Raw genomic sequence first — 18,068 nt, forward strand, 5'->3', positions numbered from 1 at the left:
AATTCAGTGACATGGCGATTCCAAGAACATCACACAAAACCGGTATCGGAATGACCTCTTCGCGGACACGCGAGCGCATGTTGACGCGCCTGCGTGAGCAAGGTATTCAGGATGAAGTGGTCATTGCGGCCATGGCAGAGATTCCTCGCCACATCTTCGTCGATGAAGCACTGTCTATCCGCGCCTATGAAGACGTTTCATTGCCGATTGGTTACGGTCAGACCATTTCGCAACCGTATATCGTGGCCAAAATGACGCAAATTCTGCGTAATGGCAAACCATTGAACAAAGTGCTTGAGATTGGCACGGGCTGTGGCTACCAGACCGCCGTGTTGTCACGTGTGAGCACCGACGTCTACTCACTGGAACGCATCCGGCCGCTGGTGATGAAAGCCAGAAACCATCTGCGCACCTTGAAATGTACCAATGTCAAACTGGACCACGCCGATGGCAGCCTGGGCCTCAAGGATTATGGCCCGTTTGATGCCATTATGGTCACTGCGGCGGCCAGCCATGTGCCGCCTGAGCTGGTCGAACAATTAGCCGTCGGTGGCCGCATGGTCATCCCGGTCGGCACTACCGACCAGGTACTGCATTTAATTGAACGCACCGCCCAGGGAATTCAGCAAACCGCGCTGGAATCCGTGAAGTTTGTCCCATTGCTAGGAGGCACTGCTTTATCATGAATCTACGCACCTTGCTGACCGCGTGCGGAACCGCCTGTACACTTGCTGCCTGTGCCCTCAACTCTCCCATGCCGCGCGCACCGGTGGTCACCAGCGTGTCACCTGCGCCAGAGAGCAAACCGGCTGCGCCGGTCAGCGTGGGGGCGAATCAGTACCTGGTACAAAAAGGCGATACGCTCTACAGTATCGGCCGCAAATTTGGCATCCCGTTCATAAAGCTGGCCGAGTTTAACCAGCTGCAAGCGCCGTATGAGATTCATGTCGGCCAGGTCCTCAACCTGACCGCAAAAAGCAGCACCAGCGCAACAAACAATAAAGCCACCGATCCCGCAGGCGCGGATGATGCCGAAGTCGTCACCTCGGCCATCAGCAGACCAGACATGAATGCGACCCCTGAGGCCGCAAGCACTGCCAATGCCGCACCGGCGTTGCAGACCACCACCGAGGGCGAAAAGTCTGCAGCCCCCTTAGACCTCGAAGCCATCAACGACAGCGACATTCAATGGCAGTGGCCGCTGGCAGGTAAAGTGAGTGCCGGGTTTGACGTACAAACCAATAAAGGCTTGAATATCACGGGGAGCGCCGGTCAGGCAGTCAATGCCGCAGGCGCTGGGAAAGTAATTTATAGCGGCATGGATGTGCGTGGCTATGGCAAGCTGATTATCGTCAAACACAACAGCAACCTGCTCTCTGTCTATGCACACCAGGGCAATTCGCTGGTCAAAGAGGGCGTGTTTGTGACCCAAAGTGAAAAACTTGCTACCCTGCCCGCCCCGGCCAATAACAAGCTGCCTGTGCTGCATTTTGAAATCCGGCAAAAAGGCAAACCGGTAGACCCGGCCACGTATTTACCGAGTACGCCGGCCACTGCCAGCAGCCATTAAGCCAAGCACGGTCGGCATGCGTCGACCGCTGGCAGGTTAAACCATGCAGGTGCACTCAACAAAGGAGCTGGTATGGACCCCAACCGCTACAGCAAAAATCGCGATATCCGGCCAGACAGCGGATGGAAAATCCTGCAGGCGGTGCTGACGCTAGGCCTGGTGCTTTGCGGCCTGGTCGGGATCGCTGTCCATCTATTCAGCAGTGATTCGCGCCCGACTGACTGGTTGCAATGGCTGATGGCCAGTCTGATGAATATGGTGCTAGCGGTCATCACCCTGCTGTCCCTGTTTGTGTTTCACCGCTATATCAGCCATCTCAGTAACCAGCAGCGCCGCTCAGCCAGTGATTTCCCAGTCTATGTCATGATGCTGTTAGGCGCTTATTTTATCTACCAACTGCTGACCACAGGGCATTGGTAGACGCCTGCTAGCGCCCCAGTCCAACCAGATCAAAGCCCAGCCAGATCAAGCCGTTTTGCGCAGGCTGCCCGCCTGCACATGGCAACGGTTCATACCACTAAAAATGGCCTTGATCGAAGCGGTGACGATATTGGTATCCATCCCCACGCCGTAACACACCTTGCCCTGACACGCGACCTCGACAAACGCGCAGGCCATGGCCTCGCCAGCAGACGGGCTGGCCCCTAGCGAACGCTCTTCAAAACTGCGCACCTGTACCTCAATGCCCATATGTTGCAGGGCATGAATCGCCGCATCCACCGGTCCGTTGCCTTGCCCACTGGCGATGGCGGGCACGCCATTGACTGCCATATGCATGCGGATCGCCTGGCCCTGGGCATGACTTTCCAGCTGATAGTCCTGCATATGCATAGGCATCACCGTAGACACATAGTGAGCATTAAACAGCTGCCACAGGGTCTCAGGCCCAACCTCGCTGCCGTGTTGGTCGGTATATTGCTGCACCACGGCAGAAAATTCGACCTGCATACGTCTGGGCATCACCACCCCATAATGACTCTCAAGCAGATAAGCCACGCCGCCTTTGCCTGATTGACTATTCACCCGGATAATCGAATCATAATTGCGACCCACATCCTTGGGGTCTATCGGCAGGTAAGGCATATTCCAGGGCGCATCGGCGGGCTGCGACTGTCTTGCCGCGAATCCCTTTTTAATCGCATCCTGATGCGAACCAGAAAACGCAGTAAACACCAGATCGCCCGCATAAGGGTGGCGCGGGTGAATCTCAATCTGCGTACACTCTTCCACCGTCCGGCCAATCGCATCAATGTCAGAAAAATCCAGGCCAGGATGCACACCTTGCGAATACATATTCAGCGCCACAGTCACCAGATCCACGTTGCCCGTGCGTTCCCCATGCCCGAACAGGCAGCCTTCCACGCGATCCGCTCCGGCCATGATGCCAAGTTCGGTGGCCGCCACCGCCGTGCCGCGGTCATTGTGTGGATGCAGGCTCAGAATCACGCTGTCGCGATGCGCCAGATGTCTATGCATCCACTCAATCTGGTCGGCATATACATTGGGCGAGGCCACTTCCACCGTCGCAGGCAGGTTGATAATGATCTTGCGCTCAGGCGTTGCCTCCCAGGCCTCAGTGACTGCGTCGCACACCTCTTTGGAAAATTCAAGCTCGGTCGCCGTGAACGTCTCCGGGCTATATTGCATCACGACTTCGGTCTCAGGCATCTCGGTGGCCAGTGCTTTTACCAGACGCACCGCGTCCACGGCCATCGCCTTGACCTCTGCCTTCGTCATATTAAACACCACATCCCTAAACGTAGGCGAAATCGCGTTATACACATGCACAATCACCCGACGCGCGCCACGGACGGACTCCATCGTACGGCGGATCAGATGCTCGCGTGCCTGCGTCAGTACCTCAATCGTCACATCCTCGGGAATCTGCTTTTCTTCAATCAGGCTACGCACAAAGTTGAAATCGGTTTGCGAGGCCGAAGGAAACGCCACTTCAATTTCCTTGAAGCCCATCTGGCACAGCATCTTGAACATACGGCGCTTTTTATCCGCATCCATCGGCTCAAACAGCGACTGATTACCATCGCGCAGATCGGTACTCATCCAAATCGGCGGTTGCGTGATCACCGCATTCGGCCATTGGCGGTCCGGGAGATGAACGGGAGGAAAAGCCTGATATTTATGTGCGGATTGTGTCTGCATGTTGTGCTCCAGAATAGATGTTTTTGACAAGACACATGATAAAGACTTTGCAAAAAATTAAATTGCTAATTCAATCAATAAACGCATTAATTAAAAATAATATTTCAATAAAACAAATTATTATGTAATATTATTTCAATATTAAAATATAAAATGAAATAACCATGAAATTAGACCGTTTTGACAAAGCCATTTTAAATATCCTGCAAACCGAAGGCCATATCAGCAACCAGGACCTCGCCGACCGTATCGGCCTCTCCCCTGCACCCTGCCTGCGCCGGGTCAAAGCTCTCGAACAAGCCGGGCTAATCCTCGGCTATCAAGCGCTGGTAGACGCTAAAAAGCTAGGCCTAAGCCTGATGGCGCTCATCGGCATCTCCATGGATCAACACACACCAGAACGCTTCGCCAATTTTGAAAGCAGCATTACACAAATCCCTGAAGTACTGGAATGCCTGCTCATTACCGGCCAACAGTCTGACTACTTGTTAAAAGTGGTGGTGAAAGACATGGATGACTACCAACACCTGCTACTGCATAAAATCACCAAGATTGCAGGCGTCACCGGGGTGCATACGAGTTTTGTCTTGAGAAATGTGGTGGCACGGGCGAAAGTGCCAGTGGAATGACTCTCGAAGAAGGAGAGCTATATAAAAAATTCATTTGTTCATTCATCAAAATCAATGAATCAAATATGATTGTTTGATTGTTCTAGCCATTTAACATCCCCTAAAAACTAGGTCGATGTGTCTACTTAATTGCATTGGTAATCCAAATACCAACCATTGCCTAACGGTGTGATTTCTGAAAAATCACCCTCTTCTTTTTTTCCAGTTGACGAAGGCAAGGGTTCGTGTCGCCAATTGATTTCACCACTGCAGCCAGAAACTGATAAGCCGGCACGATAAACCAAGACATTTACCTCTTCTGGCGCATATTCTAGAGCATGGCAAAACTTAACTCTCTCCGAGCTTGTTTTTGCAAATAATTTTTTGTATTCCCCATATCGCTTTTCAGTTAAACCTACCACTTTGAGAACCTCTGAAAGTGATAACCTTGTTTTGTAATCACTGTTGCGAGTCCATTCACCGTTGTACTCCCAATACTCACCGATATTATCGAGACCTACAACAAAGCACTCTTTCTCACCAGTATCATCAGTGATCATCTTTTTGAGCACTTCAAATGCCTCAGGTGCAACTGAGTATTTTGCTGCCAACGCCTCGGTCGAGGGAGGACTTGAGCATGATACCAACACTAAGGGGACAATGATAAAAGTGGACAGCTTATTCATAACTTTAAAGCTCAGAGGCTCGCCGCTTGTGGTGCACTCCTTGAAGCACGTTGTTAGCTCGCAGTCGCAACTTTCGCCTCGACGTAGTTAACAAATGCGGAACAAACTACAAGAAAAAATTTTGCATCCTCGAATCCAATTGTTTTTGATTCAAGGATTGCATGGCGGATACCGCCTTCGTCATTTGTGTAGCCATAGAGGCTACTGAACGCTGTTCTCAATGCCGGGTGCAAGTCAATCTCATCCTCCAGCTTCTTGATTAGCTGACCGAGGGTGCCTTTCTCTGCACCCACCGTCTTTGCCACAAGCCCTTCAACAGCAGAGATGGACTCCTTTATCGAGTTGCGGTAATCGGGCTCATCTCTGTTTGATAGAAGTTCCAGTGCGCGCCGAAGGTGCATCTGAACTGGACCACGAGTTTTAGCAAGTGCAAGTTCTATCTCCTCTAACTGATCTTGCTCTGTGATACGCGATATCAGTCCATCAAGGAAGCGATATGCTGAGACCTCCTTTTCCAAGACCTTATTACAGCTTTGAATAAAGGCGTCACGGAAGGTATTCCTCTTGTAGTTGTTTGCGACGAATTCAATGAAGTCGTACACCTCGTACCACTCGCATTGAAAAAAGTAGGTGCGTAGTTGCTCAAGCACCTTTGTCCATTTACTATCGAGTTGGTCTAAGGGTTTTTTGAAGTAGTTGAACCACATTCGCTCGCACAACACATGAAGGTCACGATTGGATTCGTTAGATAGATAGTAGCCACCATACACGCCAGAGGTATAGTACACATGATCCCATACATGTATCTTTAGCAAACTCCAAAGCGCGTTCCGAAGTGGCTCGTCAATCGAATCTATCTGGACGAGTTCTCGGATTTTTTTGTAGCCATACCTTTCGGAAAATTTCACGACTCATTCCTTCTGGGCTAACTTGAAAGGTCAGCCGAAGACAAAAAGGGTAATTTTTTGATGGTCGATTGGAGCAGGCTATTAGCGGGATTTTTCATTAACGTGGCTCTGCTGCCAGACTTGGCTGCCATGACTTAAACCATTGATCAGCTTCAGACTGCCAAGGCCATACCCCACTTGTGTTTGGATAGATCAGTTGAAGAGTTTTGAAGCTCTCACGCCCATAAAACCAGTTACCCCAACCAAGATATTCTCGATAATTTACACTATCTACCTCTCGAAAGAGGCAGTCAAATCCTTCTAGGAAACCGCTTGAAAACTGCCCGTCGGAGAAACGCTCGCCTTCGCGAACACGGCGATTGTATTCGTTCAAAATGAAATGGGCAATTGGTTGTTTGAGGCCTATAACTATAAGTTCTGGTGCGTTAGATGCGCGTTGTATTCCGACTGTGTAGGAAAACGGCGGCGATTCTCCCTCTGCCATAATATGAAGAATATGACATCCATATCGCTCAATGTTTTCCAATGCTTGTTTCTCGGCAGCATCCATGGCTATTGCTCGCTAACGTAGAGCTAACCGGCGCTGCGCGGCTTTATCAAGCAGCGTCCAGCGACCGAAGGGAGCGAGGTTGAGCGCCATGTTATGCATTTGATTGAAGCTCCTTCTTAAGTGCTGCATACAGACCAGGCGCTGAATCCAAGACAAAAGCAATTTGGTTCTCAGAAACCGTTTCCCCATGGACGGCATAGTTGCAAATAGCCATAACCTCTAGAACTCCATTAATTACGTTTGGTGAAAGCTTTTCGTTTTTCTGGAGCTAGCGCAGACCATATGCATTGGATAACGGCGTGGGTCGATGCCATTCAAACGAGAGTACTCATTGATAAGCCGTTCAAAGGAAAGGCGAACCTTGAATAGATCAATGCTCTCTTTTTGAATGTCATGCGCAAACTGCAACTCGGGTTGAGCTGTCTTACCTACACTAATACCAAACTCTCTCAGGGTTTCCCCGATTTGCTGTTTTATATCTGGTATTTCCGCATCGTTAGCAGGGATCGGCGCTCCGCTGTTGATGTGTACATGACTGGTATTGGATGAAGAAATGTCAATCGACGATTGAAGCTCAACCTTCATGAGTGCCAATTGATGTGAGATGTCTTTTTTAAGCTGTTCAATGTCTTGCTTGAGTTCGAGACCGAATAGCTTCACGTCCTTGAAGATGGGAGCAAGGCAAACCGCCATCCACACCAAGAACACAACTACGTCGAAATAAGTTGGACTCCCGCCAACAAGTTGGTCTTGCCTTAGGTAGAGATAACCACCTAGAGCAATCACTAGAATTGCCCACCACACGATTTTGAAGTTGTTGGTGTTCACCATTAATTAGCTAACCTATTGGGAGATGCATATCAGTAAGCATAGAGACCCATGGGTCTCTATATTATGAATTGTATAATGGATAGACATGGCTCGAATCCCTTTCTCTTTCTTATTCTTGTTGTTTTGCATACCCTATATTTAGATTATTAATCTAGAGATATAGCGTTACTATTTCAGTGATTGTAGCCTATAGGGGCAAACTTTCAACTTTAACTGCGACATACAAAATTAATCGTCTCAGAAAAGCAAAAAGCCATGCTCAGCACGGCTTTTTAAACTTAGGCAAACTCACCAATTACTGCTTGGCGTCTTCCGCCTTGTAGTACTCGCGCACTGGCGTCATATCAAACTCTCTTGCCCATTTGATAATCTCGTCCAGCGCTGGCGCGCCAATCTCGCCGACTTGTGCGTGTATGCCGGCGCGCTCACGCACAACCAGCAAGCCAGGAATCTGCTTGACCTCAAAATAATCAGAAATTTCAGGGTCGGTTTCGGTATTGACCATGCCAAACACGATGTCAGGATTTTTTGCTGCCGCGGCCTCAAAGGTGGGTGTAAAGGCCACACAGGGATCACACCATGGCGCCCAGAAATCGACAATCACGAATGGGTGATTCTCGATGGTTTCTTTAAAATTTGCTTTGGTCAGCGTAACGACTGCCATATGATCTCCAATCCGTTCAATTATATTTTTATCGCCAACATTTTAGCAGAGGATGGCAGGCTCGCTAACCGCTTTTGCTGCAATCGCGCAAAGTTTAAACAATGCTTTGATTCCATTGACCATTGAAAAACAGCTCATTGAGCGGTTTACGGCTACGCGCTGCGGTTTCACGCTCTTTGGTTTCACCCGTGAGGCTTTCAACATCCGCCTGGTAGCCGACGGTGACCATGGCCAGAATCTGGTAGCGCTCAGGCACATTGAAGGTCGCTCTGGCTTTGTCGGCATCAAAACCGCCCATCTGGTGCGCCATCAGGCCAAGTGCGGTGGCTTGCAGACATAGGTTTTCTGTGGCGGCGCCGGTATCGTATGGTGCCCATTTGTTGGGTTTGTCGTTATGACTAAACAGGGTATCGGCACAAATCAGTAACAACACCGGTGCGTTCACAGCCCAGCTCTGGTTGCCAGGCACCAGGCAATCAAATGCTGCTTGCCAGGCTTGCAGGTTATCCGCCTTGTTGCAAACAACGTAGCGCCAGGGCTGGTCGCCAAAGCAGGAAGGCGCCCAGCGGGCTGCTTCTAGCAGGCTGATGACTTGCTCTTGACTCACGCCTTGGCTGGCATCATAGGCGCGGCCACTCCAACGGTTGGCAATCAGTTCGTGTATGGGCTGCTGGGTAATGGCTGGCTTTTGCATGGTGAAATCCTCACAGTTGTTTTTTCAATTGATAAAGTAACTCTAGCGCCTGCTTCGGTGTCAGGTCGTCAGGCTGTATGCGTTCCAATTCTGCGACCACCGGATGGGCAGGCGGTTCCTCGGGGGGCACGGCACTGGCAAACAAATCGTTTTGCGGTGTCGCTGCAATGGTCTGGTTTTCGAGTTGTTGCAATTTGCGTTTAGCCAATTGCACCACCGATTTGGGAATGCCGGCCAGTTGCGCCACCTGTATACCATAGCTCATGGTCGCGGCGCCCTCTTCAACTTTATGCAAAAAGACGATGCCCTGACCATGCTCAACGGCGTCCAGATGGACGTTGGCGGCATGCTTGGCTTCATCGACAATGCGCGTCAGCTCAAAATAATGGGTGGCAAACAAGGTCAGTGATTTATTTTTTTCGAGCAGTTGTTTGGCGACTGCCCAAGCCAGACTCAGGCCATCAAAGGTACTGGTGCCACGGCCAATTTCATCCAGTAATACCAGGCTGTTTGCGGTGGCATTATTCAGGATATTCGCCGTCTCCGTCATTTCCACCATAAACGTGGAGCGCCCGCCTGCCAGATCGTCTGAGGCGCCGATACGGGTAAAAATACGGTCTATCTCACCAATCATTGCGCTTTGGGCAGGCACAAAACTGCCGCAGTAGGCCAGCAACACAATCAAGGCCGTTTGCCGCATAAAGGTAGATTTACCGCCCATGTTGGGGCCGGTGATCAGCAATAACTGCCGATAGGGATTGAGCACGACATCGTTGGCTACATAGGGCTGCGCGATACTCTCGACCACCGGATGCCGCCCACCCTGGATATCCAGGCCATTCTCTGCGCGGAATTGCGGCTGCACATAATTGAGCGACCGTGCGCGCTCGGCAAAACAGGCCAGCACATCTAAGGTCGCCACGGCGGTGGCAATGCGCTGCAACTGGGCGATGTGTGGCAGTAAAGCCTCTAACACCTGTTCATACAGCATTTTTTCACGTGCAAGCGCACGCTCATTGGCGCTCAACACTTTATCCTCAAACGCTTTTAACTCGGGCGTGATAAAGCGCTCTACATTTTTCAAGGTCTGGCGGCGACGATACTCCGCTGGCGCACTTTCTGCCTGTAAGCGGCTGATTTCAATGTAAAAACCATGCACGCTGTTGTATTCAACCTTGAGGTTAGTAATGCCAGTACGGGCTTTTTCAGCGGCCTCAAATTGCAACAGAAAATCGCCGTGGTCGGTCTGAATCGCCCGCAAGTCATCGAGCTCGGCATCGTACCCCGTCGCAATCACACCGCCCTCACGCAACACGGCAGACGGCTCAGCTTGAATCGCCTGTACCAATATCTGCAAAGCCTCGGCAGGTACCTGCAATTCGGCGATCAGACTCTGCAACAAGCCGGATTGTGTCCGCGGCAAGACGCTGACCAGCGCCGGCAGCTGCAACAAGCTATCGCGCAGACCAGACAAATCGCGTGGTCTGGCCGACTTGAGCGCCACGCGTGCAGTCATGCGCTCAATATCACCGACGTGATGCAAAGCCTGCTGCAAGGCTTGATCTAAAAACTGTTCAAATAACTCGGCGACTGCCAGATGCCGCTGCTGTATGGTCTGCTGGTTACGCAAAGGATGATGCAACCAATGCCGCAACAAACGCGCACCCATGGCGGTTTGCGTCGAGTTCAGCAACGAATACAAAGTGGGAGAAGTCTCACCGCGTATGGTGGTATCGATTTCCAGATTGCGCCGGGTGGCCGCATCGAGTTGCAGGTAATGATGGCTCTGCTCGACACGCAAGCCGACAATATGCGGCAAGGCCGTGCGCTGCGTATGTTTCACATACTCCAGCAAGGCCCCCGCCGCCGTCACGGCCGCGGGCATCTCGCCACAGCCAAACCCGGCCAGGTCATGCGTATTGAATTGCTGGGTCAAACTGCGGTTGGCCGTTTCCAGGTCAAATTGCCAGGGGGCCAGCCGTTTTTTGGCGCAACGTGCATGCTGCAAGGCCTCAGTATTATGATCTTCAGCCATGACCAGCTCCGCCGGATGGATGCGCTCCAGCTCCTGCGGCAAGTGTCCTGGTGCAATTTCAGTCAAAACAAACTCGCCTGAGGCCAGATTGAGCCGTGCTAACCCCAATACACCCTCGCCCCTGGCTACGCAGAGCAAAGTGTTATCGCGGGTTTCATCCAGCAAGGCCGCATCCGTCAGTGTGCCCGGCGTCAGGATGCGCGTCACTTCGCGCGCCACCGGTCCTTTTGAGGTCGCCGGATCGCCCACCTGCTCGCAAATAGCCACTGCCTCGCCCATTTTTGCCAGCTTGGCCAGATACTGCTCGGCCGCATGGTAAGGCAAGCCTGCCATTTTGATCGGCTCTCCATTGCTGGCACCGCGGCGAGTTAAGGTAATCCCCAACAAACGGGCTGCCTTTTCTGCATCCTCAAAAAACAGTTCGTAAAAGTCACCCATGCGGTAAAACAGCAGCATATCGGGATACTGTGCTTTAAGCGTCAGGTATTGACGCATCATGGGGGTGTGGTTTTCGAAGGACATGCGAATAAATCAGTGCGAGTATGGGTTGAGTGAATAAGTGTGTTTAGCCTTGGCATCTTACAACAAAAGGATGCAGGATGATCATGTGTCCGGCCAGCGGCATGACGAATACAACCGTGACCAATAGATCTATAAAAAAGTCATTCTCTCAAGTGAGGAGAACAACCTTGATGCAGGTTGTCGTGCCAGAAAAAAACAAACCCGGATTGAACTCCGGGTTTGTAACAAGCCTGAACGCAATACAAAATTACAAAGTCGGCGTTTTAATCCGCTCGGTTAAATGCGGTGCAATCACCTGCAACATTTGGCTAAATACCTTAGGATTAGCAGCAACAATATTACCGGTACGCAACCAGCTCTCGTTGCCCTCAAAGTCGCCGACGATCCCGCCAGCTTCCTGCACTAATAAAGCGCCGGCAGCAATATCCCAGGGGGAGAGATTAATCTCGAAGAAACCATCACTGTAACCCGCAGCAACGTAAGCCAGGTCGAGCGCAGCCGAACCAGGGCGGCGCAAGCCAGAGGTTTTTTTGGCCATGTCGCGGAAAATATTGATGTAAGTTTCAAAGTAACTAAAATCTTTGAATGGGAAGCCGGTAGAGAGCAAGGCTTCTTGCAGTTTTGCGCGCTGAGTGACGCGGATACGGCGGTTATTCAGGAAGGCGCCACTGCCCTTGGTGGCGGTAAAAAGGTCGTTACGAACAGGGTCGTAAATGACGGCTTGCGTCAGCACGCCTTTTTCTTGCAAGGCAATCGAGATGCAATATGCCGGAAAGTTATGCAAAAAGTTAGTGGTGCCATCCAGCGGGTCAATGATCCAGATGCTATCGGACTCGCTGTTGGATTTACCGCTCTCTTCCCCATAAAAGCCATGGGTGGGATACGCGTCCTTGAGCACGGCAATAATGGCTTGCTCGGCACCCCGGTCCACTTCACTGACGAAATCGTTAGTGTCTTTCTGCTCGATCTTGAGGGCGCCAATATCCATGGCGGCACGGTTAATGATTTTGCCAGCTTCACGCGCGGCGCGGATGGCGACATTCAGGGTTGGATGCATGCTGTGGGATTCTTGATTACACTGATAAAATGCTATTTTAGCTTTTTAAGCGCTGTGTCACAAACACAACGACCAAATATACGCATGTCTTCTAACTCTGAATCCCCCATTTTTAACAATATCCGCGTCGTGTTGTGTCAAACCAGCCATCCTGGCAATATCGGTTCGACCGCGCGCGCCATGAAAACCATGGGCCTGAACCGGCTATATTTGGTTCGTCCCAAGCACTTTCCCGATGGCGAAGCCAAGTCACTGGCCGTGAATGCAGGCGACGTGCTGGACCACGCCGTGGTCACACAAACCCTGGAAGAAGCGCTGGCTGATTGCCAGTTTGTGATTGGCGTCAGCGGCAAAGAGCGCTCGTTGTCGCAACAAGTGATGACCGTGCGTGAAGCAGCACAGGAAGTCAAAGCTGTCGCAAGCCATAGCGAGGTCGCGCTGGTGTTTGGCACCGAAATGAGCGGACTCAGCAACGCCGAAGCGGACCGCTGCCATGTACTGGCGACGATTCCGGCCAATCCGGAATACACCTCACTCAACCTGGCGCAAGCCGTGCAGGTAATGTGTTATGAAACCCGCATGGCCGTGACGACCGGTGAACTGCATTACCAGGAGAAACCGGTGGAGCTGGCGACCCAGGAAGACCTGGAGCGCTTTTATGAGCATATGCGCGAAGTCCTGGAGCATATCGGCTATATCAATCCACGTGCACCGAAAAAACTGTTTGAGCGCTTGCGCCGCCTGTATGGCCGTACCCGGCTAGAAAAAGAGGAGGTGAACCTGTTGCGCGGGATTTTGACGCTCACGGTCAATCCAAAAAAACACAGCAAGTATTAGTGACTGCGTTCACCCCATAGGGACAAACAGAGCCACAGATAACCAGGCAAAACGCCGATTGCGTTTATCGGCGGTGAATACTTCTCCCCCATGCGCCGTCAAATCGCCGCCAACCCGATCTTCGCCCGCGCCTCATTGCAAACGACCGAGCCTGCTTCAAACTCGCGGCAGGTGCTCGAGCGCAAGGCATAAATACTGCACCCGACTGACTGCCCGACCTGCCCTTGTAACGCGACACAACGAACCGGCTTGATCTCGGTGCCCTGCATGCAAACATAGGTCTCATTGACTTTTTTCGTCATGGCGGCCGGCACCGTCCCCAGTGGATGCGCGTCAGTCTCAGCCCAGTAAAACGAGACGCGGAAACTGGCACAGCAGGCGCCACAGGATTGGCAATGATCTGACATTCAACACGAATTTCTAATAAACACGCTCGCTATTTTAACGGCTTTCCCTTTTTTAGCCACAACGCCCACACCAGGCAAAGAGAGACAAAAACGTGTGTTTCATGGGTTTCCTCTGCGATCTCTTCGCCCGCTGTGGCTAACCATCCCTCCCAAGCAATAACCCGGCAAGCCTAAGCCAAGACTTGTGGCATAATGCGCGCATGTTCAAACATCTTAAAGAAGATATTTCGATTGTGTTTGACCGTGACCCGGCCGCACGGACACATTTCGAGATTCTGACCACCTACCCTGGCGTCCACGCGCTGATTTTGCATCGTTTCAGTCACTGGTTATGGAGTCACCGGCTCTATTGGCTGGGACGCGCGTTGTCGCATCTTGGCCGCTGGCTGACTGGCATCGAGATTCATCCCGGTGCCACCATTGGTCGGCGCGTGTTTATTGATCATGGCATGGGCGTGGTGATTGGCGAAACAGCGATTATTGGCGATGACTGCACGCTCTACCATGGCGTCACCTTGGGCGGCACCAGCTGGAACAAGGGCAAACGTCATCCAACACTGGAATCTGGCGTTGTGATAGGCGCAGGGGCTAAAGTGTTGGGGCCCATCACCGTCGGCAAGAACGCCAAAATCGGCTCCAATGCCGTGGTGGTCAAAGACGTCCCTGAAAACGCCACTGCGGTAGGGATTCCGGCACGTATCCTCGAGGAGGAAAAAGCCAAGCAACGCCATGATGTCGCACAGAAAATGGGGTTCAACGCCTATGCGGTGGGCAATGATGAAAATGACCCGATGATCAAGGCGATCAACGGCTTGCTCGATCATGCACACAAGCAAGAAGCAGAAATTGCCGAGCTGAAGGCGCAAGTCGCCAGGCTCAATGATGTGGAAAACGACAGCAATGTCGGTGAGGCGTTTGCCAAAAAGCCGGAATAAAGGCAGCGAACAGGCCTTTCCAGCCTAACCTCGGGCCCGCATTGAGGCCTTGATTAGATGGATAAAAACAGACTGAACTTTTACAGCATAATAATTGACTAAAACAGTAGGTTATTCTATAATTCAATACTGTTTTTAAAGGTCATCTCAAGATGCGATTAACTACCAAAGGTCGTTTTGCCGTTACCGCCATGTTGGATATCGCGCTCTATGAAGCGGATAAACCAGTGACATTGGCCGGCATCAGTGAGCGCCAAAGCATTTCATTATCTTATCTTGAACAGTTATTTAGTCGCTTGCGCAAACAAGGTTTGGTTTCCAGCGTGCGCGGTCCCGGCGGCGGTTACCGTATTGCCAAAGCGCATCATGAGATTTCCGTCTCTGACATTATCACTGCCGTAGATGAGCAAATTGACGCGACCCAATGTGGTGGCAACGAGAATTGCCATGAAGAAGGCCGCTGCATGACCCATGAGCTATGGGCTTCTTTAAACAGCAAAATTCTGGACTACCTGTCAGGCGTCACTCTGGCCGACATGGTAGACATGCAACGCAACAAATCTACCGGCCAGGTGATCTTTGCCCCGCGAAAATGTGGCTCTGAAGCCAGCATTGCGGCTTAAGGCCGGGCATCAAGGCACACCAAGTCCATGACCACCGTATTCTTTGACCACAACAGCACCACCGCACTGAAACCGCAAGTGCTGGACGCCATGTTGCCGTGGCTGGGGCAAGCGTGTGGCAATCCGACCAGTCGCCATGTGTTTGGGCGCAATGCGCGCGATGCCATGGAACTGGCCAGAGCACAGATTGCAGAATGTGTGGGTGTGCAACCGTCGCAAGTGGTCTTTACCTCCGGTGGTACCGAAGCCAATAATTTTGCCATTAAAGGCATGGCGGCCAACTTGAGTGCCACGCAATTATTGATCAGTGCCATTGAACATCCCTGTGTCACCAGACCTGCGCAGTCGCTGGCTTGGCATGACTGGAAAGTGGCAACGCTACCGGTCACGGCCGAAGGCATGCTGGACCTGCAGCAAGCCGAACAAGCGCTGAACACACGCACAGGCTTGGTATCTTGCATGTTGGCAAATAACGAAACAGGTGCCTTACAGCCGGTCGCTGAATTGGCAACACTGGCAAAAGCCCGTGGCGCGCTGATCCATAGCGATGCCGTACAAGCGTTTGGTAAGGTGCCTGTCGATTTTACGTCTTTGGGCGTGCATGCGATGACGTTTTCCAGCCATAAAATTGGTGGTCCGGTTGGCGTTGGTGCGCTGATTCTGGACAAACGGGTGGATATTGCGCCCTTGCTACACGGCGGGGGACAAGAAAAAGGCTTGCGTAGCGGCACCGAGAATGTCGCCGGTATTGTAGGCTTTGCCCGTGCCTGCCAGCTTGCCATGCAAACGCTGCAAAGCCGCAGCCAGGCGACCCACGCCTTGCGGTCTCAGCTTGAAGCCGGATTGCAGCGTCTGGGTGCGGTGATCTTTGCGGAGAATGTACCACGCCTGCCCAATACGAGTTTTTTTGCCATCCCCAATATTGAGGGTGAGACCTTGGTCACCGCGCTGGATAAAGCTGGATTTGCTGTCGCCAGCGGCTCCGCCTGCTCCAGTGACAGTACTGAGCCCAGTCATGTCCTGCTGGCCATGGGGATAGAACCTGACCTTGCGCGCGGTGCGGTACGCGTGAGTGTGAGCGACAGTAATACCGCCGAAGAAATCAGCGAATTTTTAGCCGCGTTGCAGAAAGAAGTGCAACGTCTCAAAGGGTTAAGTGCCATCGCGGCATAAGTATTTTATGGAAAGAGCATTGAAATATGTCTGAAAGAAAGCCGATCTATCTGGATTATTCTGCGACCACCCCTGTGGATCCTCGTGTTGCACAAAAGATGATCCCTTACCTGACCGAGGATTTTGGTAACCCGGCCTCGCGTAGCCATCCTTACGGCTGGACAGCCGAGCAGGCGGTTGAGCATGCACGTGAAGAAGTTGCCAAACTGGTGAATGCGGATCCACGCGAAATCGTCTGGACTTCAGGTGCGACCGAGTCCAACAACCTGGCGATTAAAGGCGCTGCGCATTTTTATGCTGCCAGCAAAGGCAAACACATCATTACCGCGGCCACCGAGCACAAAGCGGTGCTGGACACCGTGCGTGAACTGGAGCGCGAGGGCTATGAAGCCACGTATTTGCAACCAGAAGCCGACGGCCTGATTTCACTGGAAAAATTCAAGGCAGCCATTCGCCCTGACACCGTGCTGGCGTCCATCATGCTGGTGAATAACGAAATCGGCGTGATTCAGGATATCGAAGCGCTGGGCAATGTCTGCCGTGCAAACAACGTGATTTTTCATGTGGATGCCGCACAAGCCACCGGTAAAGTAACGATAGACCTAGAAAAACTGCCTGTGGATTTGATGAGCTTTTCTGCGCACAAAACCTATGGCCCTAAAGGGATTGGTGCCTTGTATGTCCGCCGTAAACCACGCATCCGCATTGAAGCGCAGATGCATGGCGGCGGTCACGAACGTGGCATGCGTTCCGGGACGCTGGCCACCCACCAGATTGTCGGCATGGGAGAAGCTTTCCGCATTGCCCGTGAAGAAATGGCCAGCGAGAACGAACGTATCCGTATGTTGCGTGACCGCCTACTCAATGGTTTGCTGCAAATTGAAGAGACTTACGTCAATGGGGATCTTGATCACCGCGTCCCCCACAATCTGAATGTGAGCTTCAACTTTGTAGAAGGTGAATCGCTGATTATGGCAATCAAGGATATCGCCGTCTCCTCCGGCTCTGCCTGTACCTCGGCCAGCCTGGAACCAAGCTATGTCTTGCGCGCTTTGGGCCGCTCTGACGAGTTGGCTCACAGCTCCATCCGTTTCAGCATTGGCCGCTTTACCACCGAGGCTGATGTGGATTACACGATAGATTTGTTGAAGAGCAAGATTGGAAAACTGCGTGAACTGTCCCCATTATGGGAGATGTTCAAGGATGGGATTGATTTGTCAAAAGTTGAATGGGCAGAGCATTAATGTGATCTTTCATCGCCTGGCGGCGTTGTCGACATGCTTGTTTAGATTAGACTAAACGGCGCATGCCTCCGCCTTGCCAGACAATGAAATCTGCATTTTTTATTCATTAAAGAATTATTTTTTAAATTAAAACATGAACATAATCTTTATGTGACGTTTTAATTGATAGGAGCAATCATATGGCTTACTCAGATAAAGTATTAGACCACTACGAAAATCCACGTAATGTGGGTTCTATGGACAAAAACGACCCGAATGTCGGCACCGGTATGGTCGGTGCGCCCGCTTGCGGCGACGTGATGAAATTGCAGATCAAGGTCAATGATGCGGGCGTGATTGAAGACGCCAAATTCAAGACCTATGGCTGTGGCTCTGCCATTGCCTCGAGCTCACTGGTGACAGAATGGCTCAAGGGCAAAACTCTGGATCAGGCGCAAGAGATCAAGAACTCTGCGATTGCGGAAGAGTTGGCGTTACCGCCAGTGAAAATTCACTGCTCAGTGCTGGCCGAAGATGCGATCAAATCCGCGATTGCCGATTTGAAATCCAAGCAAGGCGCGTAAT

Annotated in this window: 20 protein-coding genes; 10 read left to right on the forward strand and 10 right to left on the reverse strand. The window is 51.6% G+C overall.

Annotated elements, in window-relative coordinates:
- The first annotated feature begins 11 nt into the window (after positions 1–11).
- From ACT53D_RS05795 to ACT53D_RS05805, 3 genes are all read left to right on the forward strand, one after another.
- On the forward strand, positions 12–686 hold the full coding sequence (locus ACT53D_RS05795) for a protein-L-isoaspartate(D-aspartate) O-methyltransferase (protein WP_194746997.1): 675 nt from the start codon (positions 12–14) through the stop codon (positions 684–686).
- On the forward strand, positions 683–1,570 hold the full coding sequence (locus tag ACT53D_RS05800; protein WP_476154996.1) for a peptidoglycan DD-metalloendopeptidase family protein: 888 nt from the start codon (positions 683–685) through the stop codon (positions 1,568–1,570). Before ACT53D_RS05795 ends, ACT53D_RS05800 begins: the two co-directional genes overlap by 4 nt.
- 72 nt (positions 1,571–1,642) lie before the next feature.
- Positions 1,643–1,990 carry a hypothetical protein gene (locus tag ACT53D_RS05805; protein ID WP_476154998.1) on the forward strand — a complete coding sequence of 116 codons (348 nt, stop codon included), beginning with the start codon at positions 1,643–1,645 and terminating at the stop codon, positions 1,988–1,990.
- Between the two features lie 45 nt (positions 1,991–2,035).
- Here the strand turns inward: ACT53D_RS05805 and leuA are convergent, their stop codons facing one another.
- Entirely contained in the window at positions 2,036–3,730 is a 1,695-nt protein-coding gene (leuA, locus tag ACT53D_RS05810; protein WP_476155000.1) for a 2-isopropylmalate synthase, read from the reverse strand.
- Between the two features lie 164 nt (positions 3,731–3,894).
- Between leuA and ACT53D_RS05815 the strand changes: the two genes are divergently transcribed.
- Positions 3,895–4,359 (forward strand): Lrp/AsnC family transcriptional regulator, encoded by a 465-nt coding sequence (locus ACT53D_RS05815; protein ID WP_194747001.1) that lies wholly within the window; start codon positions 3,895–3,897, stop codon positions 4,357–4,359.
- 125 nt (positions 4,360–4,484) lie between these two features.
- On the opposite strand, the gene ACT53D_RS05820 is transcribed toward ACT53D_RS05815, so the two are convergent.
- The 8 genes from ACT53D_RS05820 to ACT53D_RS05855 form a co-directional block, all read right to left on the reverse strand.
- The gene (locus ACT53D_RS05820) at positions 4,485–5,024 is read right to left on the reverse strand and encodes a hypothetical protein (protein ID WP_194747002.1); all 540 of its coding nucleotides are present in this window, start codon (positions 5,022–5,024) and stop codon (positions 4,485–4,487) included.
- Positions 5,025–5,077: 53 nt separating this feature from the next.
- Positions 5,078–5,932: an AbiJ-NTD4 domain-containing protein gene (locus ACT53D_RS05825; RefSeq protein ID WP_194747003.1), complete on the reverse strand. Its 855-nt coding sequence runs from the start codon at positions 5,930–5,932 to the stop codon at positions 5,078–5,080.
- Positions 5,933–6,029: 97 nt separating this feature from the next.
- Positions 6,030–6,482 carry a DUF4262 domain-containing protein gene (locus tag ACT53D_RS05830; RefSeq protein WP_194747004.1) on the reverse strand — a complete coding sequence of 151 codons (453 nt, stop codon included), beginning with the start codon at positions 6,480–6,482 and terminating at the stop codon, positions 6,030–6,032.
- Between the two features lie 234 nt (positions 6,483–6,716).
- Positions 6,717–7,313, reverse strand: coding sequence for a hypothetical protein (locus tag ACT53D_RS05835; protein ID WP_194747005.1), 597 nt, complete (start codon positions 7,311–7,313; stop codon positions 6,717–6,719).
- A gap of 295 nt (positions 7,314–7,608) precedes the next feature.
- Positions 7,609–7,977 carry a thioredoxin family protein gene (locus ACT53D_RS05840; protein ID WP_194747006.1) on the reverse strand — a complete coding sequence of 123 codons (369 nt, stop codon included), beginning with the start codon at positions 7,975–7,977 and terminating at the stop codon, positions 7,609–7,611.
- A gap of 94 nt (positions 7,978–8,071) precedes the next feature.
- Positions 8,072–8,671 carry a nitroreductase family protein gene (locus tag ACT53D_RS05845; protein WP_476155004.1) on the reverse strand — a complete coding sequence of 200 codons (600 nt, stop codon included), beginning with the start codon at positions 8,669–8,671 and terminating at the stop codon, positions 8,072–8,074.
- A 10-nt stretch (positions 8,672–8,681) separates the two neighbouring features.
- Entirely contained in the window at positions 8,682–11,228 is a 2,547-nt protein-coding gene (gene mutS, locus ACT53D_RS05850; protein ID WP_476155006.1) for a DNA mismatch repair protein MutS, read from the reverse strand.
- Between the two features lie 247 nt (positions 11,229–11,475).
- Complete coding sequence (locus ACT53D_RS05855) at positions 11,476–12,285, reverse strand: inositol monophosphatase family protein (RefSeq protein WP_476155008.1); 810 nt, start codon at positions 12,283–12,285, stop codon at positions 11,476–11,478.
- 84 nt (positions 12,286–12,369) lie between these two features.
- On the opposite strand from ACT53D_RS05855, the gene ACT53D_RS05860 reads away from it, so the two are divergent.
- The gene (locus tag ACT53D_RS05860; RefSeq protein ID WP_476155010.1) at positions 12,370–13,122 is read left to right on the forward strand and encodes an RNA methyltransferase; all 753 of its coding nucleotides are present in this window, start codon (positions 12,370–12,372) and stop codon (positions 13,120–13,122) included.
- Positions 13,123–13,220: 98 nt separating this feature from the next.
- Here the strand turns inward: ACT53D_RS05860 and ACT53D_RS05865 are convergent, their stop codons facing one another.
- A complete protein-coding gene (locus tag ACT53D_RS05865) occupies positions 13,221–13,529 on the reverse strand; it encodes a YkgJ family cysteine cluster protein (protein WP_476155012.1) in 309 nt (102 codons plus the stop codon).
- A gap of 200 nt (positions 13,530–13,729) precedes the next feature.
- Here ACT53D_RS05865 and cysE point away from each other — a divergent pair, with 200 nt between their 5' ends.
- The 5 genes from cysE to iscU all read left to right on the forward strand — a co-directional run bounded on the left by cysE (position 13,730) and on the right by iscU (position 18,067).
- Complete coding sequence (gene cysE / locus ACT53D_RS05870; RefSeq protein ID WP_275356828.1) at positions 13,730–14,464, forward strand: serine O-acetyltransferase; 735 nt, start codon at positions 13,730–13,732, stop codon at positions 14,462–14,464.
- Between the two features lie 152 nt (positions 14,465–14,616).
- On the forward strand, positions 14,617–15,087 hold the full coding sequence (iscR, locus tag ACT53D_RS05875) for a Fe-S cluster assembly transcriptional regulator IscR (protein WP_194747013.1): 471 nt from the start codon (positions 14,617–14,619) through the stop codon (positions 15,085–15,087).
- A 27-nt stretch (positions 15,088–15,114) separates the two neighbouring features.
- Positions 15,115–16,260, forward strand: coding sequence for a cysteine desulfurase family protein (locus ACT53D_RS05880; protein ID WP_476155014.1), 1,146 nt, complete (start codon positions 15,115–15,117; stop codon positions 16,258–16,260).
- Between the two features lie 26 nt (positions 16,261–16,286).
- Positions 16,287–17,504 (forward strand): IscS subfamily cysteine desulfurase, encoded by a 1,218-nt coding sequence (locus ACT53D_RS05885; protein ID WP_476155016.1) that lies wholly within the window; start codon positions 16,287–16,289, stop codon positions 17,502–17,504.
- A gap of 179 nt (positions 17,505–17,683) precedes the next feature.
- Positions 17,684–18,067, forward strand: a complete 384-nt coding sequence (gene iscU / locus ACT53D_RS05890) for a Fe-S cluster assembly scaffold IscU (protein WP_194747016.1) — start codon at positions 17,684–17,686, stop codon at positions 18,065–18,067.
- The last annotated feature ends 1 nt before the right edge of the window (position 18,068 follow it).

The sequence above is a fragment of the Methylophilus sp. DMC16 genome, from assembly GCF_056314045.1.